Raw genomic sequence first — 23,330 nt, 5'->3', positions numbered from 1 at the left:
TGAGCATTCCAATAAATTATTATGAGGTAAACATGAAAAAATTTATCTTGCTTGCAATTTTAAGCTTGACCGCATTAACTTCTTATTCAGCCAATTTAAGCATAGACTACACCGGTTGGAACGCAAAAGCCCCAGAAGTCAATTCCAAGGCGGATTTACGTGGCATCAGCTTGGAATACTTGGGCAACTCTGATTCATCTCCTGCTAAAGGATGGTATGTCCGCACCCAATACAGCACAGGTAAAGTTACTGAAAGCATGGTCAACGGCAAAATCAAAATGACCGAACTGGAGGGCGGTTACAAATATCCAATTATTGAAGGAAAATCTGCTTATTTAAGCGGAAAAGCAGGAATAGGCTTCGCATACACAACAGTTAAAGCAAATGCCGTATCTGACAGCGTATCCCATATTACCTTTCCTTTTGGCCTTGAAGCAGGTATCAAAGCCAATTCCAAACTTACAGTTGCAGCAAACGCAGGCTATAAATTTGGGTGGGAACTCAGCGGTGGCTCGACCTGTCGAGATGGCTGGAACAGTCCAAGTCAAGGAAAAGGTTCGTGTTCGCATCATGGTGGTGTTGCAGAAACCCATGAAGAGAAAATTGGGAAGGTACGCGGTGCAACTTTCGGCTTGGGCTTGAAATATTCGTTTGACTGATTTTTTACCGCACAACCTTATTTAACCGATACTTCAAAGGGGCATTTTGCCCCTTCTCTGCTATATTCTGTATTAAAAGGTTTTATATGAAGAATGCAATACTGCCTATTTCTGTGTCTGCTGTTTTGTTAGCCGGTTGCGTACATTATACTACGCAAAGCCAAGACGTTATCTCCGCCTGTGGACAACTTGAAAAATACTATACACTAAAAAGCGGACTTAACATATCGCAGCAATGTTTAAATACAAAACAACGATATGTATCCGAAAGAAATTTACGATGTCCGTTTAATTCGAGCATAAAATGGGACTTAGAGTATCCTTCGACCCTAGAAAAATTTATACCCAAAAAATGGGTAGGAGATACGGCAATTTCCTGCTCTCTTGAAGCTAATTTGATTGAAATTAAGAAAAATAAAGAAGAAAAAATTCAACAGGAAAAGGAAAAAGCAATAGAAAAAGAGAATGCACGTTTGCGGAGTATCAAAAACAAACCCGTCAAAAAAGTCCCTATTGCCGTGAAAACTTGGGAAACAACGAACGGAGGAAAATATATTGAAATTCAATCAAAATATGATGGCATCCTCCTGCAAAATATGACTATCAACAGAGGAAACTGCATCATAATAAAAGAACATAGATTCGGCGTGCTATCTAGAATTTTAAGCACCATAGACCCTGTCTTTTTGAGGTTTGGGCACTCAAGCATATGGAAAACTACCTGCTCGCCAATAGAAGCTGTTGTTGAAACAGATATTGGAACTTTCCAATTTAAATTCTAATTTTCCCGAAAGAAAATGCCGTCTAAAACCCCTTTCAGACGGCATTTTCTTTCATCTCAATCCCAACCGCTTCACTCTTTCGGTGCAGGCGGTTCGATTTGTTCTTTCCAGCCACATTCTTTTTGCGGACAGACTTTTTCCACACCCCAGCGTTTGGTGGTTTTGATAGTTAAAACCGGCCAATGGCAGTTCGGGCATTCTTCGGCGACGGGCGGGTTCCAGGTGGCGTAGTTGCAGTCGGGATAGGTACTGCAACTGTAAAACAGTTTGCCGTAGCGGGATTTGCGCTCGACGAGGTTGCCTTTTTTGCATTGCGGGCATTGGACGCCGGTGTCTTTCGGTTTTTCCAACGGTTCAACGTGTTTGCATTTGGGGTAATTGGCACAGCCGATGAATTTACTGCCGGTGCGGCTGTATTTGTACACCAGCTGTCCGCCGCATTTGGGACATTCGCGCCCGTCAAGTTCCGCCTGTTCGGCTTCGGCTTTGGCGATGCGCTCGGCGGCTTCTTCAGCAGTTTCATTGACGTTACGCGTGTAACTGCACTCAGGATAGCCGGCGCAGGCGACGAAACGACCCATTTTGCCGAACTTGATTTGCAGTTTGTGTTCGCCGCATTTGGGGCAGGTTTCGTCGAGTTCCTGCGTGGTAAATTTGGCACGTTCGATGCCCTCTTTTTCTTCCACTTGCTTGATGAACGGTTTCCAGAATTTGTCCATCACAGGAATCCATTGGCGTTTGCCGTTGGCAATTTCGTCAAGCTGGTCTTCAAGTTTGGCTGTGAAGTGGTAGTCGACGTATTGGGCGAAATGTTCGGTCAAGAATTTATTGACGATGTCACCTGTGTCGGTAGGCATAAAGCGTTTTTGCTCAAGGGTAACGTATTCACGGTCTTTGAGTGTGGAAATAATACTGGCGTAGGTGGAAGGGCGGCCAATACCGTATTCTTCGAGGGCTTTAACCAGTGTGGCTTCGTTGTAGCGCGGCGGCGGAGTGGTGAAGTGTTGTTCGCCGTAAAGTTTGTCCACGGGTAATTTGTCGCCTTCGCTCATTTCAGGCAGTTTTTTGCTGTCTTCGCTCTCTTCGTCATCGCTGCTTTCTTCATAAACGCTCAAGAAGCCTGCGAAAGTCTGCACTTGTCCGGTTACGCGGAAGACGCCTTTGCCGACGGTAATATCGACGGTGGTTTGGTCGAATTTGGCAGGCGTCATCTGACAGGCGACGGTACGCTGCCAAATCATTTGATAGAGTTTGAACTGGTCGGCGCTCAGGAAGGGTTTGACGCTTTCGGGCGTGCGGTACACGGAAGTCGGGCGGATCGCTTCGTGGGCTTCTTGGGCGTTTTTGGATTTGGTTTTGTACTGTTTAGCCGAACTTGGCAGATATTCTTTGCCGATTTTGTTTTCGATGTAATGGCGGATTTCGGTTAACGCTTCATCGGCCAAATTCACGCTGTCGGTACGCATATAGGTAATCAGACCAATGGCGCCCTGCCCTACGTCTATACCTTCATAAAGCTGCTGGGCGGTACGCATGGTGCGGTCGGTGGTAAAGCCGAGTTTGCGCACGGCATCCTGCTGCATGGTAGAAGTGGTGAACGGCGCGGCGGGGTTGCGGCTGCGCTTTTTCTTTTCGATGGCGGTAACGACTGCCTCTTTGCCTTCGAGTTCTTTCAATACATCGGCTTGCGCGGCTTCGTCCGGCAGGTCGAATTGTTCGAGTTTCGCGCCGTTGTATTGGGCGAGTTTGGCGGTGAACTTGCTGCGGCCTTTATGGCTGTCGAGATGTACCGTCCAATATTCCTGCGCTTCAAACGCGCGGATTTCGTTTTCGCGCTCACAAATCAGGCGCAAAGCAGGGCTTTGTACACGGCCTGCGCTCAAACCGCGGCGGATTTTTTTCCACAACAATGGCGAGAGGTTGAAACCGACCAAATAGTCCAAAGCGCGACGGGCTTGTTGCGCATCGACCAAATCCATTTCGATTTCGCGCGGATGGGCAACCGCATCGAGCACGGCGTTTTTGGTGATTTCGTGGAACACGACACGCTGCGGCTTGATGTTTTTCAAGCCGCGTTTGGATTTGAGGATTTCCAAAAGATGCCAGGAAATGGCTTCGCCTTCCCTATCCGGGTCGGTTGCGAGGTAGATGTTTTCGGCTTCTTTGGCGCCGGCGACGATGGCATCGACGTGTTTGGCGTTGCGGCTGATGAGTTGGTATTTCATCGCAAAGCCGTTGCCGGGATCGACCGCGCCGCTTTTGGGGACGAGGTCGCGGACGTGTCCGTAGGACGCGAGGATTTCAAAATCGCCGCCCAAATATTTTTTCAGGGTTTTGGCTTTGGACGGGGATTCGACGATTAATAGGTTTTTCGCCATTGTTGTTCTCTTTTGGATGTATTGGATTTATGTTTCAGACGGCCTTTTGTCATTTTGTTCAGGCCGTCTGAAAAAAGGTTTAGTGCATCACGTTTTGTCCGGTCAACGCACTCATCAAGTCGTCGCCTATCAGGACAGGCAACTCGCTTTTGTGCATCCACAACACCAGCAATACCAACACTTTGGCGGTATCGAGGGTGATTTCGTCCGATGGGATGTGCATCAGGGCATGAATGACGATTTCGCGTTGCTCATAAGTAATTGCGTGTTCGGTAACCAAATATTGCATCAAGCCCATGACTTCCTGCGGCAGGTTTTCAGCTTCTTCACGGCAGAATACGCGCAGGGAGTCGCTGTTAAACGGCTCGGCATAGAACCTGTATTCACAAAAATAATAAAATATCTTTATGACTGGAAAATCCTACCCAACAGACTTAACAGATGCCCAATGGCAAGCGATTGAGCCGCATTTTAACCGGCTACGCCACTACAAATGGGATAAACGTGAATTAGTGAATGCCGTTTTGTACATTACCAAAACAGGTTGCCAATGGCGTATGCTGCCCAATGATTTTCCACCTTATCCAACCGTATGGAGTTTCTATCGCAGAGCCAACCAATCAGGCTTATGGGATAGGATTCTTTCGGCATTGGTTCAAAAAAACGTTTAATCCATCAAAAACAAGCGATGCCGACTTATGCCATTATTGATTCGCAAAGTGTCAAAACAGCTTCCGGCGCACATGATAAAGGTTTTGACGGAGGTAAAAAAATCAAAGGCCGTAAGCGACATATAGCTGTTGATACGTTGGGTAACCTATTGTCTGTTGTGGTTCATGCAGCCAATATCCATGACACAAAAGCAGGTATTTTTGTAGCAAAAAAAGCGTTTGAGACCTATCCGGGTTTAAAAGGTTTCTGTGCAGACGCAGGTTATCGGAATACATTTGAGCGCGAAGTATCGGAGCAATTGGGTTTAACTGTTGAGATTTCAAAGAAAATTCAAGATATTTCTTGGCATATTCTGCCCAAACGTTGGATTGTAGAACGAACGTTTGCATGGTTGGGTTGGTCTCAACGTTTGGCAAAAGATTTTGAGCAGACGAATTTATCTGCTGAAAATTTTGTCAAACTAGGGTATATTTCACAAATATTAAAATTTATCAAATAGTTGTTTGTGAATACAGGTTCATAGAATTCGGACGTATTGAACAAGACTTCCATCATCATCAATGTATTGCCGATTTCCGTAGCATCAAAACCCGCATCTTCCAAGAGGCGACCCAAATCCTCCGGAGGCGGACAATTGTCGAAATCTTGGAAGTGTTCGATTAAATAGGCAATGACTTCGGTCATGCTGGTTCCTTAAATATAGATAATTTATGCTTTGACACGCTGATAACGGCCGCCCGGCAAGGCGGCGACGATACCGTCAAGTTCGTATTCCAAAAGCTGTGCGTACACGTCTGCCGCTGCCGTATTGGTTTGTTGCGCCAAAATATCGGGGTGTATCGGGTCGTAACCCATTGCTTCCAATAAAGCGCTTGTTGATGGGGCGGCAGGTAGGTTTTCAGACGGCCTTTGCGGTTCATCCGCTCTTGTTTTTGGTTGCAGACGTTCGGTTTGATTGTTTTTCGGTTTGACCGTCTTATTTATAGAATATGATGGAACAGGCGTATTTTGCAATAGCTGCGGACACTCATGGAGAATATCGTCCAAACATTCCACCAGTTTTGCCCCGTCTTTAATCAGCTTGTGGCAGCCTTTGCTGTGCGGATTGTCTATCGAACCGGGTACCGCCATCACTTCGCGTCCCATCTCCGCCGCCAGCTTGGCGGTAATCAATGAGCCGGATTCCAATGCCGCCTCGACCACCAATGTCAGCTGCGATAATGCGGCAATCAAACGGTTGCGGCGCGGAAAGTTGCCCGCAAAAGGCCGCGTATCCAAAGGAAACTCGCTGACAATCAATCCTCTTTCGGCAATTTCATAAGCAAGGTTTTTATTGGATGGCGGATAAATGCGGTCTATACCGGTTCCCCAGACGGCAATGGTACCGCCATCTGCCTGCAATGCACCTTGATGTGCAGCGGTATCGATACCCGAAGCCATACCCGATACGACGGGAATGCCCTTTTCACCCAACGCCCTGCCGAAATCTTTGGCAATCCGCATTGCCTGCGGCGTGGCATGGCGGCTGCCGACAATCGCGGCAGAAGGTGTGTGCAGCAGCTCTGCATTGCCGCGTAAAAACAAGACCGGCGGCGCGGTAATGCCTTGTGTCAGCATTTCGGGGAAATCATCATCTTGCAGCAGCAACAAACGGCAACCGTCCTGCATTTCCCATTGTAAAGCGGCTTCGGCAGACTGCTGCGCCAAAGCCCGTTTATCTGCATTGCGCCACGACTCGGCTGCCTGTTTATGGCGCACCAACGCGGCAATTCTATCTGCCGGCGCATTCAAGGCAGCTTGTGCATTACCGAATTGCTGCAACAGCACCAAAAAACTTTCTGCGCCGATATAAGGCGTAAATGCCAGTTGCAACCAAGCAAAACGCTCGTTTTCCGTCATCAATCTGTTCCCTTTTCGTAATGGTTGTTCAGACGGCCTGAAGTAAATAAAGGCCGTCTGAATATTTTATTGTTAAAAAACTTTTGTCGGGCTTAAAAGGCAAAATAACAATGCTGAGCCATATCATTATTTTTATAAAGTATTGCTTGTCTAAGCAAACCGTCAAATGATGATGCCGTCTGAAAAACCTGATGGCTTTCAGACGGCCTCTTTGGTGTTTAAACCGATATTGCGCTTATTCTTCGGATTTGTCAGCGCTGCGACGCGATACGCTGATACCGAGTTGTTTGAGTTTGCGGTAAAGGTGTGTACGCTCCAAACCAACCTTTTGCGCCACGCGGCTCATATTTTGGCCTTCTTGGGCGATATGGTACTCAAAGTAGCGGCGCTCGACTTCTTCCCTCAATTCGCGCAAAGGCATATTGAAATTGAAGCCGCCGATGATTTCTGTCGCCGTCGCATTTTCCTTCTGACCCAAAGCCACGGCAACGGCCTGCTCATTCACTTCTTTGCCGTCAGATTCCAACATGATGTTTTTCACCGTTTCGGCAAGCTGGTCGTAATTGCCCGGCCAATCGTATTGGCGCAAAACCACCAACGCGCTGTCGCTGAATTTTACCGGCTGGATTTTTTGACTTTCGACCAAATCGGTCATGATGCGGTTGATTAAAAAGACGATGTCGTCCGGCTGGCTGCGCAAAGAAGGAACATTGATGCGCTCTTTCAACAGCTCTGCCAGTCGGCCGGCAACGACGTCATCGGCGCCCTCACCGCGTTTAAAACCGCATGAAGCAATCACACGGACATTGTAGCGGTCGGCTTTTTCCAGCAAGAAAGCAATGCCGTTTTGGATGTTTTTGCTGTAACGGGCAATATCGCCGACATACAAAATGCCGCCTGATGCCTTTTGCAACAGCTCCATCGGCGTATCGACAATGTGTTCGACACGGTCGGTTGCCACCCAAGGCGTACCGCTTTTGTGCAGATAGCGTGCGACAATCTCAAACGGCGAGCCTGCCTCACCGGCCAACAACAGCGGGCGGTTGTGTTTGGCGGCCGCTTCAATGCTGCCGTTCATTTCTTGAATAACGGAACTGTTGCCCAGTTTGTCCAAAGTCATGCCGGAGGCCGTCTGAACTTCGCCATGTTTTAAGGCGCGTTCTACTGCGGACAAAAGTTTTTGCAGGGCAATCGGTTTTTCCAGAAAATCAAGCGCGCCGATTTTGGTGGCTTCAACCGCAGTGTCAATGCTGGCATGGCCGCTCATCATCACCACAGGCATATTGAGTTGGCCGTTTTTCGCCCACTCTTTCAACAAAGTGATGCCGTCGCAATCGGGCATCCAAATATCCAGCAATACCATGGCCGGACGCGTTTGATAACGCAATTGGCGCGCTTCTTCGGCATTTTCGGCCAAAGTGACGGTATAGCCTTCATCTTGAAGGATTTCGGAGAGCAGGTCGCGGATGCCTACTTCATCATCTACAATCAAAATATCACTGCTTCGCATAAGTTTCTGCCATTTCCGGTAAAGCTATTTTGACGCACGCGCCGCCGCTGTTCTGATTGCTCAGGCTGATACGGCCGCCATGCTCCTCGATAATTTTTTTCACAACGGGCAAACCAAGTCCCGTTCCTGTCGGTTTGTCGGTAACGTACGGCTCAAAAGCATTGTGCAGCATTTCTTTGCTGAAACTTTTACCGTTGTTGCAGACGGTCAGGAAAACCTGTCCGCCTTCGCGCCCTGTTTCGACGTTTACTTGCGGCGCTTCGTCCGACTCTGCCGCTTCTGCAGCATTCTTAAATAGGTTATGCAACACTTGGCGCATCGCCGTCGTATCGGCAACAATCGGCAAGGCGTCGGCGCTGAGCCGTGCATTAAATTTACACGCGCCAGCCTCATATAATACCAATACTTCCGACACCAAACCGTTTAAATCTTGTTTTTCTAAATTCAGCGACGGCGCACGCGCATAGTTGCGGAATGCTTCGACCATTTCTTTCAGCGCGGCAACCTGCTTGACGATGGTATCGGTTGAACGGCTGAGGATTTGGGCGTCTTGTTCATCAAGTTTATCATGCAATTTCCATGCCAATCTCTCGGCGGAAAGCTGGATAGGCGTGAGCGGATTACGGATTTCGTGCGCCAAACGTTTCGCCACTTCGCCCCATGCGGCCTCTTTTTGCGCCCGCATCAAGACGGTAATGTCATCAATCACCATCACCACGCCGTTATCGTTGTCTTCCGGCAGGATGGTAGCCTTGCCTAACAAGATTCGGGCATCATCGGGCGCGGCATATTCGACTTGGACGGGTTTGTTGCTGTCGGCGGTTTCATTAATGGCGGCAAACACATCGGCCAACAGGGTTTGCTGCGGCGATTTGCCGTGCCATTGATGCCAGTTGCTACCCCACAAAGACACCAGCGAAACGCCCAAAATCTGTTCGGTGGCCTTGTTAAAGGTTTTCAGACGGCCATTGGCATCCAAAGTAATCACGCCTGTGGTCAAACTTTCCAACACGCATTCCAAATAATGGCGGGCGGCTTCTTCGCGCAAACGGTTGCGCTCGTCTGCCTCTTTGGCAATCGCCAATTGCTCGGTCATGTGGTTGAACAACTGGGTCAAACGGCCGAACTCGTCATTGCGGAATACCGGCCGGGTCTGGCTGAAGTCGCCTTGAGCCACCGCCCGTGCGCCCTCTGCCAACGACAATATCGGCGCCACAAAACGGCGGGCAAAATACAAAGCCATCACCAACGCCAAAAAGATGGCCAACAATGTCGCAACCAACAGCGTGGACAGGAAAAAGGTTTGCAGGCCTTTTTTGGTATAACTCAGCTCGGCGTATTTGGCGCGGGCCGCTTCAATCAGCGTCGCGTCTTGGGCAACATCTTTCGGAATCGGCTGCCGGAAAAACAACGCATAATCCTGATTTTTATGCGTACCGATCAGCATCCAACCTTGAGCATACAACACGCCGCCGATGTTTTCCAAGCTGCGCACCGAGCCGGTCTGCTCCAGCTGCTCCCATCCTTCTTTGTTAAGCTCGGGTTGATTTAGTTTCAGGGGATTGATGCTTTTCTCGGCTTTATGGGTGGTTGCGTTATAAAGCGCCAGCTGGGCAAAGTCGGCAGTAAGCGCGGATTGGGTCAGCGTTTGCCCCAAATTGCCGTCCAGCGAAGCGGCGCTGATTAAGTCGATTTGCACCGGCGTGGCATTGCTGACAGCGTTGTCCACCGCCAAGTTCAGCGCGGATTTGCTCAAGTTTAAGCTGCGCTCTAGAGCCTCATGGGTATCGTTACCAAACCAAGAATTAATCGTACCGTTAATAAACTGGGCGGAAATACCAAACAAAAACACGCCAGGCAATACGGCAACCAAGGTAAACATCCCCGACAGCCGACGCGCAATCTGCGAACCGAACACGCTTTTGCTGTTGTCGCGCACCAAAAGCACGACATAGCGCACCAACACCGCTGCCAACACCAGCAACAGTAAGCCGCACAAAGCAACAATCCACCAAAAATAATCGGACAATACGTTGCTGCTGCCTGTTGCAACAGTCAGACCGTACAACAAAACAACGGCGAATACGGCGGCAATCAGAAGAAAGCGGCGCATGGTTTACTCCTGCACGACCGACAAGGACTTCCAACCGGAATCCAAATGCCAGTTTTTAGACGTCAGAGCATTGATTTGGAACGGTTTTGGCAGCTTGACAGTTGTCAGCAGCAGGCGGATTTCAGCCTTCGTGTCTTTGGCGGCCACATCACTCAGCGCACCCTTGGACAAAACCTTCCAATTCGCGACCGCGCCCACTGCACGCAAGGCAGTCTCAAGCGTGTCGTACTCGGTAGAAAACGTACCGACGGTAACGCGATAGCGGTTGGTCAGCGGATGGAAGGACAATTTGTATTGAATCGTGCTGTCGTTGTTGAGCAGCTGGTCGAACTTGAATTTATAAGACGACATGGACGGCGCTGACAGCTGCCAACTCAAATTGAAATGTAGGGGGACGCCCTGTTTGAGTGCTTCTTTAAGCTGGTCGGGCAGATCGGTGCGGAAACGGCTGCTGACGGAAAGCTGTCCGGCATGGGTCAGCTTTGCCTCGGCACGGGTCGCACTGATGCCCTCGCCCGCCGCATTCAACGACACGGCAAGCAAGAGCGGTACAATCAGCGTTTTACTGCTTTTTAATAAGCGCGTAATAAAAGCCATCTTGATGTTTGTTCGGTAAAAGCACATGCGATTCGATCAACTCGGCATCGGCATGGCGGTTAAGGAATTTTTGCAACTGACCGTCGTTTTCTTCGACGAACACCGAGCAGGTAGCCAGCAACATCCTGCCGTTTTTCGTCAGGGTCTGCCACAGCGCGTCTAATAATGCTTCCTGTTGGCGTGCGGTTTTGACGGCATCGGTCGGTCGGCGCAGCCATTTGACGTCGGGATTGCGGCGCGCCACGCCCGAAGCGGTACACGGCACATCGGCCAAGACAGCGTCAAAGGCCTTGCCATCATACCACGCTGTCAAATCCTGCGCATCGGCACAAGCCAAAGAGGCCTTTTGAAAGCCTAAACGGTCAAGATTGCTCTTCACCCTGTTCAGACGGCCTTCGTCTATATCCAAAGCGGTAACATGACAATCTGCCAGTTCCAAGATATGGCCCGTCTTACCGCCCGGCGCCGCGCAGGCATCGAGAATACGTTCGCCGTCTTTCGGGTTCAACAAATAGGCAGCACGTTGTGCACCAAAATCCTGCACCGACACCAGGCCGTCTGAAAAACCGGGCAGACGGCTTACCGGCATGGCTTCTTCCAACATCACGGCGTATTCGTCCAACGCCCTGGCCGGGATACCTTCCGCAGCCAGTTTTTCCAAATAGCTTTCGGCATTGCCGTGTCGGCGGTTGACGCGCAAAGTCATCGGCGGATGCGATTGCAGCGCGGTGGTGATGTTGTGCCAATGTTTTGGATAATGGTTTCTCAAGTAAGCCACCCACCACACCGGCAAATTGTGTTTCGCCACATCGTCTTTTTTGCAGGAAGCCGCGAGTTTGTCGCGTTCACGCAAAAAGCGGCGCAAAATCGCGTTGGCAAACGAGCGGAACTGCCCGCGGCCGATTTTGGCAATGCTTTCCACCGCTTCATTGACCACGGCATGAGGCGCATTGCGCGTGTAATGCAGTTGGTACATCGCCGCCAAAAGCAGGCTTTCGAGCTGCGGATTGTCAATCGGCTTCTTCAGCATTTGACCAAGCATGTGCTTCAAACTGCCCAAATAACGTTGGCAACCGTAAGCAATATCCTGCAACGCGCCGTTTTCCTGCGCCGTCAGCTGCGGATGCGCCGCGCGGATTTCCGCCAAAACATCCTGAAGATTGCGCCCTTCGGCAACCGCGGCAACGCTGTCGGCGGCCAGTTTTTGAGCGAGGGACATACTCATATTTTTGCTTTCTGATTCATATTTGATTTCAAGTGTTCGGAGGATTTCAGACGGCCTGTTCGGCTGCCAGCAATGCCCGATAATATTCGGCATCTGTTTTGGAAAAACAGCAAAAGATGATTTTTTCCACTGCCGGACATTGCGGCAGGGTTTGTTTCAAACTCTCCAAAGCAATACGTGCGGCGGCTTCGGCCGGAAAGCGGTACACACCGGTGCTGATGCACGGAAAGGCGATGCTGTGGAGATTGTGTTTCTGGGCAAGCAGCAAGGAATTGGCGTAGGATTGTGCCAATTTGGCCTCTTCATTTTGTTTTCCGCCAAACCATACCGGCCCGACCGTGTGGATGACAAAACGTGCAGGCAAACGATAGCCTTTGGTTATTTTGGCTTCGCCTGTGCGGCAACCGCCCAGAGTACGGCACTCCTCCAGCAGCTCTTTGCCTGCGGCGCGGTGTATTGCACCGTCTACGCCGCCACCGCCCAACAGCGATGAATTGGCGGCATTGACAATCGCATCGATTGCCAATCGGGTAATATCGCCCTCGACCACGTCAAAAACAGCCATTGTTTTCTTTGACGTAAGTAACAAAATGGAGGCTAAAAATCCCCGCAAGCCTTATCCTATAAGGCTTTAAAAGAGGTCAAAGGCTTTGAATACAAAAAATGCCCTTTTTGCGACTCAAAACAAGTCAAAAGGAACGGCTGCCGAAACGGCAAACAACGCTACAAATGCCATGCTTGCGGCAGACAGTTTGATGGCGGCAGACGGCTTAATCCGCAGGAAATATGGCAGGCATACAGCGAAGGCAAACAGACCGCCGCACAGCTTGCCAAAACTTACGGATGCAGTCGGCAGACTATTCTGAGGCATCTCAAAAAAGTTCAAATTAAGGTGCATTTCATTTCTCCCGCAGCAGCCAACGTCATCATGGACACCACTTACTTCGGACGCAGTTTCGGCGTCATGGTTTTGATAGACAGCATCAGCGGCAAAGCACTATCCGTCAGCAAAGTCAAATACGAAACCAACGAACAATATTTCACAGCAATAGGCAGCCTGAAAGCCAAAGGCATTGAAATACAAAGCATTGTTTGTGATGGGCGACACGGTTTGGTACAGATGTTTCCTGATATTCCCGTACAGCTCTGTCAATTTCATCAGGTTAAAACCGTCAGTCGCTATTTAACGCTCAATCCCAAAACAGAAGCAGGCAAAGCACTTTGGCGATTGGCATTGACGTTGAAAAACAGTAAGCAATCCGACTTTGAACACGATCTGCAAACGTGGTTTGAGCAGTATCAAAGCTATCTGAACGAACGCACCTTTAACACCGAAACAGGCAAATCGCATTACACACATAAGAATATCAGGAGTGCGTATTTCAGCCTAAAACGCAATTTGGATTATCTGTTTGTGTTTGAGCAATATCCTGATTTAAACATCCCGAATACGACCAATCTGCTTGACGGCACATTCTCGGACATGAAACGACTTTTAGCGTGTCATCACGGCATGAGTAGGGAGAATAAGATTAGGTTTATTAAGGATTATTTCTCAATTAAATCTTAGGCTCAGCCTCCATTTTGTTACTTAGGGAGAATGTTCTCCGAAATAGCCTCCATTTTGTTACTTACGCCTTTTCTTTCCTCTACGTTGACTTCCAGCCTGTTACAAAACCGTTCCGACTTCAATCGTCCGACCTGCCGCAAATGCCTGTATGCTCATGCGTTTGCTGCCGGAAGGCTGCAATTCGGTGATGTTCAGCGCGTGTTCACCGCACGCCACCAGCAGGCCGTCTGAAGTGCAGGACAACACCTCGCCTGCCTTACCCTGTTTGGCCACCACTTCGGCGCGCCAGATTTTCATCGGTTTACCTTGATACTCGACCCACGCAGCAGGTACGGGATTGAAGGCGCGGATTTTGCGTTCGATAATGTCCGCGCTTTCGTTCCAATCGATACGCGCTTCTTCTTTGCTTAATTTTTGCGCATAAGTCACGCCCTCTTCTGGCTGCTTGACCGCATTCAGACGGCCTTCAGCCTGCAGACGCTGCAAGTCGGCAACAATCGCTTCCGCACCCAAACCCATCAGCGCGTCATGCACTTCGTTGGCGGTATCCGTAGGTTGGATGGCGTAGCGGTGTTCGCTGACCACATCGCCGGTGTCCAAACCGATGTCCATCTGCATGATGCACACGCCGGTTTCGGCATCGTCGGCTTCAATCGCACGTTGAATCGGTGCCGCGCCGCGCCAACGGGGCAACAACGAGGCGTGGATATTGAGGCAGCCGTGTTTGGGCGTATCCAACACATCCTGCGGCAAAATCAAACCATACGCGGCTACCACCATCACATCCGCGCCCGTATCTCTGAGCATTTGCAGGGCTTCGGCGTTATTGCGCAACTTTTCCGGCTGCGCCACGGTCAAACCCAATTCCAAGGCAGCCTGTTTGACCGGCGATGCGGTCAACTGCATGCCGCGGCCTTTGGGGCGGTCGGGCTGGGTCAACACCAGCGGAATTTCAAAACCTGCGGCGGCGATGGCTTTCAAGGCGGCGGCGGCAAAATCGGGCGTACCGGCAAAGATAACTTTCATGTTGTGTCCTTGTGGAAATGGTTTGAATGGGCGCGTTGGGCAAACTGTTTCAGCTGAAAAGGCCGTCTGAAAGATTGAAAACCGAAGTCTGCTTTCTGTTTTGTCTTTCCAGACGGCCTTTAAGCGATGCGTAGGTCAGATGGTGTGTTTCTGACGTTTTTTCAGTTTGGTTTTAATGCGGCCTTGTTTCAGCTGCGACAGGTGTTCGACAAACACGATGCCCATCAGGTGGTCCAATTCGTGCTGCACGCAGATTGCCAGCAAGCCATCTGCTTCCAGCGTGAATTTCTCGCCTTTTTCGTTCAAGGCTTCAACTTTGACGCGCTCGGCACGGGTCACGGTATCGTAAATGCCCGGCACGGACAGACAGCCTTCTTCATAAGTCGTCTCGCCGTCTTTTTCGACAATGACGGGATTGATGAACACGCGCGGCTCGCTGCGGTCTTCGGTCAAATCCATCACGACAATGCGCTCGTGTACATCGACCTGAGTGGCCGCCAAGCCGATACCGCGTGCTTCGTACATGGTTTCAAACATATCGGCAACCAATGTCTGGATGCGCTCGTCGATTTTTTCAACAGGTTTGGCGACCGTGTGCAAACGCTCGTCAGGGTATTGAAGGATGTTCAGTAAAGCCATAATATTCTCGTTTTATAAAACTGATGTGTGATTTTCATACAGATTTGGTTTCCGCCGCCACAATTTCCTGTCATGACAGCAACATTCAATGCTAAAATAACGCCGAAAAATGTTAAGATAGCGCGACGGAGGCCGTTCGTTATCGTATTGATGAATGGGCGGCAGTTTCGCAAACTCCAGCCTTCTCTGTTTATCATCTGAAGACAAACCGAATCGATTTCAAGGGGAACGGTTATGCAACAACGTATTATAACCCTGCTTTGCATGGCAGGCATGGCTATTTCTGCCCACACTCAGGCAGCTTCTTTAAAAATCCGCCCCAATGCGCCGCAACGCTACGTCGTTAAAAACGGCGATACCTTGTGGGGTATTTCCGGCAAATATCTGTACAGCCCATGGCAATGGAACCGCCTTTGGGGCGCCAACCGCAACACCATCCGCAATCCGCACCTGATCTATCCGGGTCAGGTGTTGGTTTTACGCTACGTCAACGGCCAGCCGCGACTGGGTTTTGAACATGCCCAAACCCGTTCAGACGGCATTCCCGTGATTAAACTGCATCCGCGCGTACGCGAAACTTCCGGCTACGGCATTCCGACCGTCAACGTCAACCTCTACCGCATGTTCATGAAACATCCGCAGATTATCGCTCGGAAAGAAACCGCCAACGCGCCGCGCCTGATTGCCGGTCCCGACAACCGCGTCCTCTACACCCAAGGCAACCGCGTGTACGCATACGGCCTGACCGAACCCGGCCGCTACCTGACCTACCGCGTCAATAAAAATATTACCGACCCGAAAACCGGCAAATTCCTCGGCCAAGAAGTCGTGTTCAGCGGCATCGCCAACACGCTGCCTTATACCGACTCCGCCTTGGAAAACCGCACCCGCGCTTCTGACGAAAAACTCAAAAGCAACGAGTATTACACCCAAGTCAACAAAGTCATGAAGCTGCGTACCCGGTCCGCGCAACCTTTGGTTATCGAAGAAGCCGTTTCCGAAATCCACAAAGACGACTATCTGCTAAAACTGCCCGAAGGCCTCGGCAGCTTCAATGTTATGCCTCACGCCCCTGCCCGTCCGATTCAGGCCAAAGTCGTTTCCATTTTCGACGGCGTGGATAAAGCCGGCCAGTTCCAAACCATTACTTTGGATAAAGGCGAACTCGACGGCTTGGACAAAGGCACTGTGGTCAGCCTCTACAAACGCGGCCGCCAAGTCCGTCTGTCCAACAACCTGATTCGCAAGCCGAAAGACAAAGATACGGTTGAATTGGTTTCCATTCCGGCGGAAGAAATCGGTTTGGCAATGGTGTACCGCACATCCGACCATCTGGCCTCCGCCATTATTTTGGAAAGCCTGAACAGCGTTTCCATCGGCGATACCGCTTCCGAACCCGGCCGCGATTTGGACAATATGGCCGATGAAAAAACCATGGACAAACCGGCTGAAGACGAACAGGGAAGAGAAATCGAACTGGAAGTCCGCAACTGATTGGGCTTTCTTAGCCGCCATCAGGCAAATAAAGGCCGTCTGAAAACCTGTTTTTCAGACGGCCTTTTGATTGCTGCCCATCAGAATAAATAAAATCTGTAACACGTTGTTTAAAGCGCAAACAACATCTTATTTCTCAAGCCGATAATCAGCTATCCCCTTTTCTATCGTTTTTCCGTTCTGCCATTCCAATCAGAAATATGTAAAGCCCGACACGCTATTTATTGACTGTTGATTGTTCCATCTGTTCCTGCCAATCAAAAAGGCCGTCTGAAGATTTCAGACGGCCTTTTTATCCACAACTCAAATCCGATTATTTGAATTTGTAAGTGTATTGCAAGCCTAAGATGTCCGCTTTGTTTTTGAAGCGGGCAGAAGATGCACCGCGACTGTCTACGTCGTTGCCGCTGGCTTTGCCGGTGCGGTAAACCGTGTCATTGATGTGGATATGGCTGTACGCCGCATCGATAACATGGTTTTTACCCAATTGATATTTGGCGCCGACGGAGAACCAGATGCGGTTGCCGTCGGGCAGGCTGTTCATGCGGTAGTCGGCGTTGCGGACGGGCGATTTGTCAAAAGCGATACCGGCGCGCAGTTGCAGCGGTTCGCTGATTTGATAAGAACCGCCCAAGCCGACTTTGTAGGTGTTGCGCCAGTTGGGCGTGATGGTGGTGCGGTCGGATTTTTTGCCATTAGCAATACTTTTTTCTTTTTCAAAAACCAGCTCCGCCTTATTGAAGCGGCTGTGGCGCGTCCAAGTTACGTCGCCGAACAGGTCGGTTTTATCAGACACTTTGTACATACCGTGTACGGACAAAGACTCCGGCGTAACGATTTTGACGCGGGCTTTTTCGCTTGGCGTGTAGCCGAGCGGTGCGAGCATATTGCTATTCCACAGTTGTTTCGCCATTGCGTCGTCTGCCGCCCATTCGGCATCGCCTTTGAGCGTGTGTGAAACTTTGGAACGGTAGTTCACGCCCACGCGCGCGCGGTCGTTGATGCCCCACATCCACGCCAGTTGGTAGCCGAAGCCCCAATCGCTGCCTTTGACATCGGCGTGTCCGTCGGCCTGAATGGCGGCGGCACCGGCGGGATTGGATTTCAGCATTGCTGCTTTTTGCGGGATACCCCAGTCGGCATATTTGCGCAGTTCGGCGGAAGTATGTTGGGCGATGATGCCTGCGCCGAAGGAATGGTGGTCGTTGAGTTTCCACGCGGCGACAGGTTCGACGGCGATGCTGGTCAGACCGAGTTTGTTGATGTTGTGGCGCAACACGGAATCTTTTTCGTATTCGGTGGCGGAGCCGAAGGGGACGTACACGCCCAAGCCCACGGTCAGGTCGTCGTTGACTTTGTATGCGCCGTAGATGTGGGGCGCAACCGTGGTTTTGGTGATTTTGCCGTTTTGAGAACCTTGGACGGGAAGCCCGGTAAAGTCGGTGGCGGAATCCGCCTCATAATGAATGCTGGGCAACACGATGTTGGCGTTGACGGAAATCTGGCTGCTGTCGAGTTTGGTCAGACCGGCAGGGTTGTAGAAGATGGTCGATGCGTCGGCGGCTTCGGCGGCGGCGGCATTTGCCGTGCTTTGCGCGTTGACCGATTGTGTGCCGAAGTGGTAGCCGGATGCGTGGACGGCGGTAGATAAAAGTGCTGTGCTTAAGATAAATGCTGTTTTTTTCAGATTGAAATGAATCATTTTGGTTTACCGTAAAAGTGGCGGACAAAGAAAAAGGCCGTCTGAAACGTCCCTTATTGATTTAGTATAGGCACTCAATTCTATACTACATCGTTATTCTTGCCTATTATTTTCGGTTTTTTACATAACAAATACCCAAAATACAAAAAAGCAGGCTGAGGGCAGCCTGCTTTTTCCACTTAGTAAAACATTGATTCGATTATTTGACTTGCAACACTTCCAATGTGTTGGTCGAACCGGATTCACGCATTTTCGAGCCGCTGGTAATGATGTATTGGTCGCCGGAACACAGAATTTGGTGTTCGACCAACACAGCTTCCACTTCATTCAGCGCAGTATCGTGGTCGGTACTGGTTGCGAAAATCAGCGGACGCACGCCGCGATACATTGCCATGCGGCGTTGTGCGGAGATGCTAGGTGTCAGGGCGAAAATCGGCAAAGTGATGTTGTGGCGGCTAATTTCGAAGGCGGTTGAGCCGCTTTCGGTCAGTGCGACAATCGCTTTGGCGTGAACCGCACGCGCTACGCCGACCGCGCCGACGGCAATCGCCAAGTTGGTGCTGACGGCTTCGGGATACTCGACCTGTTCGGCAACGCCATTGAGCGAGTCCTGCTCTTTTTCGGCTGCTGCACAAATAATTGCCATTTGGCTGACAGTTTCAAAAGGATACGCGCCGACGGCAGTTTCGGCGGAACACATTACCGCATCGGTACCGTCCAATACCGCATTGGCCACGTCGCTCACTTCGGCGCGGGTCGGTACGGGATTGGTAATCATGGATTCCATCATTTGGGTTGCGGTAATGCTGAAACGGCGCAACTCGCGTGCGCGGCGGATCATGCGTTTTTGCAGGGCGGGGACGGCTGCGTGTCCGACTTCCACTGCCAAGTCGCCGCGGGCAACCATAATACCGTCGCTGGCGAGGATGATTTCGTCTAGATTTTCAATGGCTTCTACGCGCTCGATTTTGGAAACCAAACCGGGGCGTACGGCTGTACTGCCTTTCATTTCTTCTTCGACTTTGGCGCGTGCGATGTGCAGATCTTCAGCAGATTTCACAAAACTGATGGCCAAGTAGTCGCAACCGATGGCAATCGCCGTTTTCAGGTCGCGGAAGTCTTTTTCGGTTAACGCACCGGCAGACAAGCCGCCTCCGCGTTTGTTGATACCTTTATTACTTTTCAGTACATGGCTGTTTTCAACTCTTGTAATAATCCTACCTCCTTCAACCGCCTCAACGGTCAAGGTCAACAAGCCGTCATCCAGCCACAAAACATCGCCGGCAACGACGTCATTCGGCAAATCGCGGTAGTCCAAACCCACCGCTTCGCGTGTACCTTCGCCTTCAAGTGCGGCATCCAAAATCAAAGTTTCATCTTTATTCAGCTCGATGCTGCCGCCGGCAATTTTACCGACACGGATTTTAGGCCCTTGCAAGTCGGCAAGAATGGCGATTTCCTGACCCGCACGTTTCGCGGCTTCGCGTACGATACGGGCATTTTCTTCATGAAACTCCGGCGTACCGTGGCTGAAATTGAAACGGACGACATTAAGGCCGCCGACACGGATCATGTCTTCCAACAATTGTACATTGTTGCTGCCCGGACCCAATGTGGCAACAATTTTGGTATTGTGGCTGATACGGGTTAAATCACGTTGCAATTGGCTCATGTAAACGTCCTTTCCTGTTGATTTCACGTTTGATAATGAAGAAGATTGTACTCTTAATGCAATAATGTTGGCGTAAAATTACATCATTTTCTGACTTAAACTAAATTTATTTTTGCATTAACCTACTTTCCTATCGGATACAATACACTCTCACGTCGTCACTTTTGATTTTCAGACGGCCTCCCTCATACTAATAGAATACTCAACTGATCCATGAAACGTTTTTTGACTCCACTACCCATCGGCATCGTTTGGGCCGACCTGATCTACGGTTTCGTACTCAATGTCATGCAAGGCTTAAATTTGCAACAAACCGCCGCCAACCAGTCCGGTACAATTTCCGTTACGCCCGACATTGCCTTCAACAGCCTGCAAATCGTCGCCAACGGCGGCATGGTCTGCATTATCGGCTTCGGTTTGATTGTTTTGTTCCAACTCAACCGCGCCGTATTGCACCAACAAATCCTGCCCATCGGCATTTTCCGAACCCTCGGCCTGTTGGCTGTTTTGGCATTCAGCATTTCGTCTTTGTGGGAATGGTTGCATGCCGCTTTGTCGCTGCTTTCCGGGCACAATGTTTTAAACTTCAACAACCCGCGTTATCTGGTTACCGCAGCCTGCATGCCCATTATTGCTTTCTTGTGCATCTTGCGCCTGTACAATTGGTATCGCCTGCATCGGACTGTTGCCTCTGACGACACCTCCACGACCCTCTAATCAAGCTGCAAAAAGGCCGTCTGAAACAGGAAAACCTATCTCAGACGGCCTTGTTATTTTATATCTCAACGTTGATGGCTGGTTTCTACACCGGCCTTAATCTCACCATACATTTGCGAGCTGCCTTGTCCGCTGCCTGATGCACAAGCCACCAAGCTCAGTGTCAAAACAGCCGCAGTCAAAATCTTCAACATTGATTTCTCTCTTTCCACAAAAATTATTTCGGATCACAACGGAAATGGTAAGCGCAAATTTCAAATCCGTTTTTGAAGTAAAGACGATGGGCATCGGCACGGTCATGGTTCACATGGACATTCAAATGGATTTTGGTTGCTCCTGTTTCTGCACCGATTTTGCGTACTTCTTCCAACAAGCGTGAAGCATAGCCTTTTTGGCGACATTGAGGCATGGTTACGAGATCATCAATATGGATATGGTAACCACTGGCTAAGTTATGTGCAGTATGGAAACCGCATACGGCCACGGCATTTTGTTTGCCTTCTTCAAAAATACCCAGCAGACGGTAGCCGGTTTTGCGCTGATGCTCGTTGATTTGTTCGACAAAACGGTGAATATCGGTCAAAGAAGAACGCAAAATGCTCAATGCCGCAAAAGCGGTTGCAGTTTCTTCCGGCTGAATTTCACGCAATACGCCGACCACAGGCGCGGCAGCTTGAGGCTCAGGCTGCACATTGGCCGCTTCCGCACGCTCGGCAGCATGTTTTTCTTCAATCGCCTGCGCCAACAAAACGCGCTCGACCGGCACTTCGCCCTGCTGTTTGCTTTCTTGCTCTTTGAGCAAGGCTTTACAGTCAATCACGCGCAAATCATTATCCGCCGCGAAGTCCATCAAGAAACGGAACATTTGCGGATTGTCTTCTTCCAACTTTTTATCGACCGCTACACAACGGACATTGTCCACCAAAATCGGGCGCACCCAATTAGAATAGGAAAGGCGGTTGTCTTTAGTGAAGGAAGACAAAATACCGCACAGGCGCTCCGCCCAGTCGCTTGGTCGGAAAATCTTGCCTTTGCTGGTCGTACCATGGATCACAACTTCATAAGGATTACACACTAACATAAGCAGCTTCCTGAGAGTAAATGGCTGAAGGAATATTTCGCCAGTGCCAACATCAGAAAAAGTTCCGATACATAGCAACAGATCATTGAAAAAATATCAGTAAGGTTTTGAAATACGACAATGATGAGACGGCTTGCCGATCCTGACAATCCGTTTCGAATTCTTTGATTATTATACCCGATACGCCTCTTTTTCTTCAAAAATCATTTGAAAAATAACAACAGGCCGTCTGAAAACAAGTATTTCGGTTTCAGACGGCCTGCATATTTTGAATATCAATACAACAATTTCTTGCGGGGCTTTTGCTCGCCACTGGATTTAATTTCTGACAAATTGAAATTCAGTATGCCCAAATCCAAGACGCTTTCAGAAGTGCATTGATCACCAAAGGCATTTTCATAAGTGGCCTTCAGTTTCAACACGCCGCCAAATGTCTGGTCCGGCAACTCGGCAGCCAGTGCAAACATGCTTGCAAACACGCCGCCATACAGTTCACCTGATGCCAGCATATCCACACCGCCGGAAAACATCTCCAAGCGCATCACTGCATCGGCGACCAGCTTGCTTGGCAAGTGATCCGGCAAAGGCTCTGCCTCAAAACGCACATTCTTCGCCAAGCCCTTACCGCTATTGCGGACAACCAAAACCAATAAATCCGTTTGACCGTCAGAACGCTGCAACGTCGCATGCAAAACAGGATGAATGCTCTCTTTTTGAATCAGCTGCTCACGATGCAACATCTTGCTTTTTGCTTTAGATCGCGCAGAGACGACAGCCCAAATCAACCAAATCAATGCAACGGCAGAAATGGCAGTGACCAAAATGGGAAGGTTGGTCAAATAGGCTTGCTGATTAAACCAAACTTGTGCTGCCAAAAATCCGGCAAAGAAAATCAAGACGTATAAAATTGGGGCAAACCGGCTTTGTATGGATGAGTGCATAAGTTTTCCTACATTTCGTATCGTGTTATAAAAATAATGCCTTTTGAGCAAATGATGTCATTAACTCAGAAGGCATTATTTTAACGTAATTTTAACGCAATCTGCTTAATATCTTGCTTTGTATGAAACTGATGTATCAAGCAGACAACTCAAACTGCACAGCCGTGTTTTCAGACGGCCTGAGATTTTATCAGGCTTCGGCAACCGAATCACGCGAGAAGGTTTTTTCGCAATAATGGCATTTCAAACGCGTCTGACCATTATGTGAACGGACATAAAAACGGCTGATGATCGGCTCGCCATGACTGGCACAATTGGTATTCGGGCAGCGGAACACTTCCGAGATTTCGTCCGGCAATGACAAATGCTGTTTGTCGATCACTTTAAACTGATCGATTTTGTTTACCACTGCTTCAGGGGCAAATAAAGCCAAACGGTTGGCCGCATTGGCATCCAACCATACGCCGCTGACTTTGATAATGTCTTTGCTTCCCTGCGTTTTGCTGGGCAAATTAAAGCCGACCGTAACCGCGCTGCCATAATGCAGCAGCTTAAACTGTCTTAAAATGGCCAAGCCTTTACCGGCAGGAATATGGTCAATTACCGTACCTTGTTCAATCGCTTCAACGCTGAGTTTTGAGTTTTCCATCTCT

At 49.7% G+C, this 23,330-nt stretch carries 20 protein-coding genes and 5 pseudogenes; 7 read left to right on the top strand and 18 right to left on the bottom strand.

Going from position 1 to position 23,330, the window contains the following annotated elements; translation table 11 throughout:
- The first annotated feature begins 32 nt into the window (after window positions 1-32).
- On the top strand, window positions 33-659 hold the full coding sequence (locus FAH67_RS09870; RefSeq protein ID WP_039863552.1) for an outer membrane beta-barrel protein: 627 nt from the start codon (window positions 33-35) through the stop codon (window positions 657-659).
- Window positions 660-745: 86 nt separating this feature from the next.
- Complete coding sequence (locus tag FAH67_RS09865) at window positions 746-1,441, top strand: hypothetical protein (RefSeq protein ID WP_003679502.1); 696 nt, start codon at window positions 746-748, stop codon at window positions 1,439-1,441.
- Window positions 1,442-1,512: 71 nt separating this feature from the next.
- On the opposite strand, the gene topA is transcribed toward FAH67_RS09865, so the two are convergent.
- Together topA and FAH67_RS09855 are read right to left on the bottom strand one after the other, a co-directional pair.
- Window positions 1,513-3,819, bottom strand: coding sequence for a type I DNA topoisomerase (topA, locus tag FAH67_RS09860; RefSeq protein ID WP_003679500.1), 2,307 nt, complete (start codon window positions 3,817-3,819; stop codon window positions 1,513-1,515).
- Window positions 3,820-3,898: 79 nt separating this feature from the next.
- Window positions 3,899-4,195: pseudogene (locus FAH67_RS09855) on the bottom strand (DUF494 family protein); the annotation flags it as partial.
- A gap of 31 nt (window positions 4,196-4,226) precedes the next feature.
- Between FAH67_RS09855 and FAH67_RS11920 the strand changes: the two are divergent.
- Together FAH67_RS11920 and FAH67_RS11915 are read left to right on the top strand one after the other, a co-directional pair.
- Complete coding sequence (locus tag FAH67_RS11920) at window positions 4,227-4,490, top strand: transposase (RefSeq protein ID WP_112890679.1); 264 nt, start codon at window positions 4,227-4,229, stop codon at window positions 4,488-4,490.
- A gap of 17 nt (window positions 4,491-4,507) precedes the next feature.
- Window positions 4,508-4,990 carry a transposase gene (locus FAH67_RS11915; RefSeq protein WP_112890822.1) on the top strand — a complete coding sequence of 161 codons (483 nt, stop codon included), beginning with the start codon at window positions 4,508-4,510 and terminating at the stop codon, window positions 4,988-4,990.
- Between the two features lie 23 nt (window positions 4,991-5,013).
- Here the strand turns inward: FAH67_RS11915 and FAH67_RS09840 are convergent.
- The 8 genes and pseudogenes from FAH67_RS09840 to FAH67_RS09810 form a co-directional block, all read right to left on the bottom strand.
- Window positions 5,014-5,175, bottom strand: a pseudogene (locus FAH67_RS09840) (DUF494 family protein); the annotation flags it as partial.
- Between the two features lie 24 nt (window positions 5,176-5,199).
- A pseudogene (locus FAH67_RS12405) lies at window positions 5,200-5,355 on the bottom strand (DprA-like winged helix domain-containing protein); the annotation flags it as partial.
- Between the two features lie 104 nt (window positions 5,356-5,459).
- A pseudogene (dprA, locus tag FAH67_RS09835) lies at window positions 5,460-6,390 on the bottom strand (DNA-processing protein DprA); the annotation flags it as partial.
- 235 nt (window positions 6,391-6,625) lie between these two features.
- A complete protein-coding gene (locus FAH67_RS09830; RefSeq protein WP_003679494.1) occupies window positions 6,626-7,900 on the bottom strand; it encodes a sigma-54-dependent transcriptional regulator in 1,275 nt (424 codons plus the stop codon).
- Entirely contained in the window at window positions 7,887-10,013 is a 2,127-nt protein-coding gene (locus tag FAH67_RS09825; protein ID WP_115287659.1) for a sensor histidine kinase, read from the bottom strand. The genes FAH67_RS09830 and FAH67_RS09825 overlap by 14 nt, the downstream gene beginning before the upstream one ends.
- Window positions 10,014-10,016: 3 nt before the next feature.
- Complete coding sequence (locus tag FAH67_RS09820; protein ID WP_003679492.1) at window positions 10,017-10,610, bottom strand: DUF4390 domain-containing protein; 594 nt, start codon at window positions 10,608-10,610, stop codon at window positions 10,017-10,019.
- Entirely contained in the window at window positions 10,576-11,835 is a 1,260-nt protein-coding gene (rsmB, locus tag FAH67_RS09815; protein WP_003679491.1) for a 16S rRNA (cytosine(967)-C(5))-methyltransferase RsmB, read from the bottom strand. The genes FAH67_RS09820 and rsmB overlap by 35 nt, the downstream gene beginning before the upstream one ends.
- Window positions 11,836-11,881: 46 nt before the next feature.
- Window positions 11,882-12,400, bottom strand: a complete 519-nt coding sequence (locus tag FAH67_RS09810) for an O-acetyl-ADP-ribose deacetylase (RefSeq protein ID WP_039863554.1) — start codon at window positions 12,398-12,400, stop codon at window positions 11,882-11,884.
- A gap of 138 nt (window positions 12,401-12,538) precedes the next feature.
- Here FAH67_RS09810 and FAH67_RS09805 point away from each other — a divergent pair.
- A pseudogene (locus tag FAH67_RS09805) lies at window positions 12,539-13,405 on the top strand (IS256 family transposase, variant Zn-binding type); the annotation flags it as partial.
- A 99-nt stretch (window positions 13,406-13,504) separates the two neighbouring features.
- On the opposite strand, the gene fmt reads toward FAH67_RS09805, so the two are convergent.
- Window positions 13,505-14,431 carry a methionyl-tRNA formyltransferase gene (gene fmt / locus FAH67_RS09800; RefSeq protein ID WP_003678678.1) on the bottom strand — a complete coding sequence of 309 codons (927 nt, stop codon included), beginning with the start codon at window positions 14,429-14,431 and terminating at the stop codon, window positions 13,505-13,507.
- A 135-nt stretch (window positions 14,432-14,566) separates the two neighbouring features.
- Window positions 14,567-15,070: a peptide deformylase gene (gene def, locus FAH67_RS09795; RefSeq protein WP_003678675.1), complete on the bottom strand. Its 504-nt coding sequence runs from the start codon at window positions 15,068-15,070 to the stop codon at window positions 14,567-14,569.
- A 234-nt stretch (window positions 15,071-15,304) separates the two neighbouring features.
- Between def and FAH67_RS09790 the strand changes: the two genes are divergently transcribed.
- Complete coding sequence (locus tag FAH67_RS09790; protein WP_003678671.1) at window positions 15,305-16,564, top strand: LysM peptidoglycan-binding domain-containing protein; 1,260 nt, start codon at window positions 15,305-15,307, stop codon at window positions 16,562-16,564.
- Between the two features lie 313 nt (window positions 16,565-16,877).
- On the opposite strand, the gene FAH67_RS09785 is transcribed toward FAH67_RS09790, so the two are convergent.
- Both FAH67_RS09785 and pyk read right to left on the bottom strand, forming a co-directional pair.
- Window positions 16,878-18,266, bottom strand: coding sequence for an OmpP1/FadL family transporter (locus FAH67_RS09785; protein WP_003679288.1), 1,389 nt, complete (start codon window positions 18,264-18,266; stop codon window positions 16,878-16,880).
- Window positions 18,267-18,465: 199 nt separating this feature from the next.
- Window positions 18,466-19,938: a pyruvate kinase gene (pyk, locus tag FAH67_RS09780; RefSeq protein ID WP_003679289.1), complete on the bottom strand. Its 1,473-nt coding sequence runs from the start codon at window positions 19,936-19,938 to the stop codon at window positions 18,466-18,468.
- A gap of 213 nt (window positions 19,939-20,151) precedes the next feature.
- Here pyk and FAH67_RS09775 point away from each other — a divergent pair, with 213 nt between their 5' ends.
- Complete coding sequence (locus FAH67_RS09775) at window positions 20,152-20,655, top strand: hypothetical protein (protein WP_003679292.1); 504 nt, start codon at window positions 20,152-20,154, stop codon at window positions 20,653-20,655.
- A gap of 65 nt (window positions 20,656-20,720) precedes the next feature.
- Here FAH67_RS09775 and FAH67_RS12275 read toward each other — a convergent pair whose 3' ends face one another.
- The 4 genes from FAH67_RS12275 to pyrI all read right to left on the bottom strand — a co-directional run bounded on the left by FAH67_RS12275 (window position 20,721) and on the right by pyrI (window position 23,326).
- Window positions 20,721-20,849, bottom strand: a complete 129-nt coding sequence (locus tag FAH67_RS12275) for a hypothetical protein (RefSeq protein WP_003679294.1) — start codon at window positions 20,847-20,849, stop codon at window positions 20,721-20,723.
- 23 nt (window positions 20,850-20,872) lie between these two features.
- Window positions 20,873-21,736 carry a GNAT family N-acetyltransferase gene (locus FAH67_RS09770; RefSeq protein ID WP_003679295.1) on the bottom strand — a complete coding sequence of 288 codons (864 nt, stop codon included), beginning with the start codon at window positions 21,734-21,736 and terminating at the stop codon, window positions 20,873-20,875.
- A 275-nt stretch (window positions 21,737-22,011) separates the two neighbouring features.
- Window positions 22,012-22,677, bottom strand: a complete 666-nt coding sequence (locus tag FAH67_RS09765; RefSeq protein ID WP_003679296.1) for a COG1361 family protein — start codon at window positions 22,675-22,677, stop codon at window positions 22,012-22,014.
- A 190-nt stretch (window positions 22,678-22,867) separates the two neighbouring features.
- Entirely contained in the window at window positions 22,868-23,326 is a 459-nt protein-coding gene (gene pyrI, locus FAH67_RS09760; protein ID WP_003679297.1) for an aspartate carbamoyltransferase regulatory subunit, read from the bottom strand.
- Window positions 23,327-23,330: the final 4 nt, after the last annotated feature.

The sequence above is a fragment of the Neisseria flavescens genome (assembly GCF_005221285.1).
Taxonomy (GTDB): Bacteria; Pseudomonadota; Gammaproteobacteria; order Burkholderiales; family Neisseriaceae; genus Neisseria; species Neisseria flavescens.
Note: the sequence above shows the minus strand (reverse complement) of the source record. Positions and strands in the feature narration are given on the sequence as shown.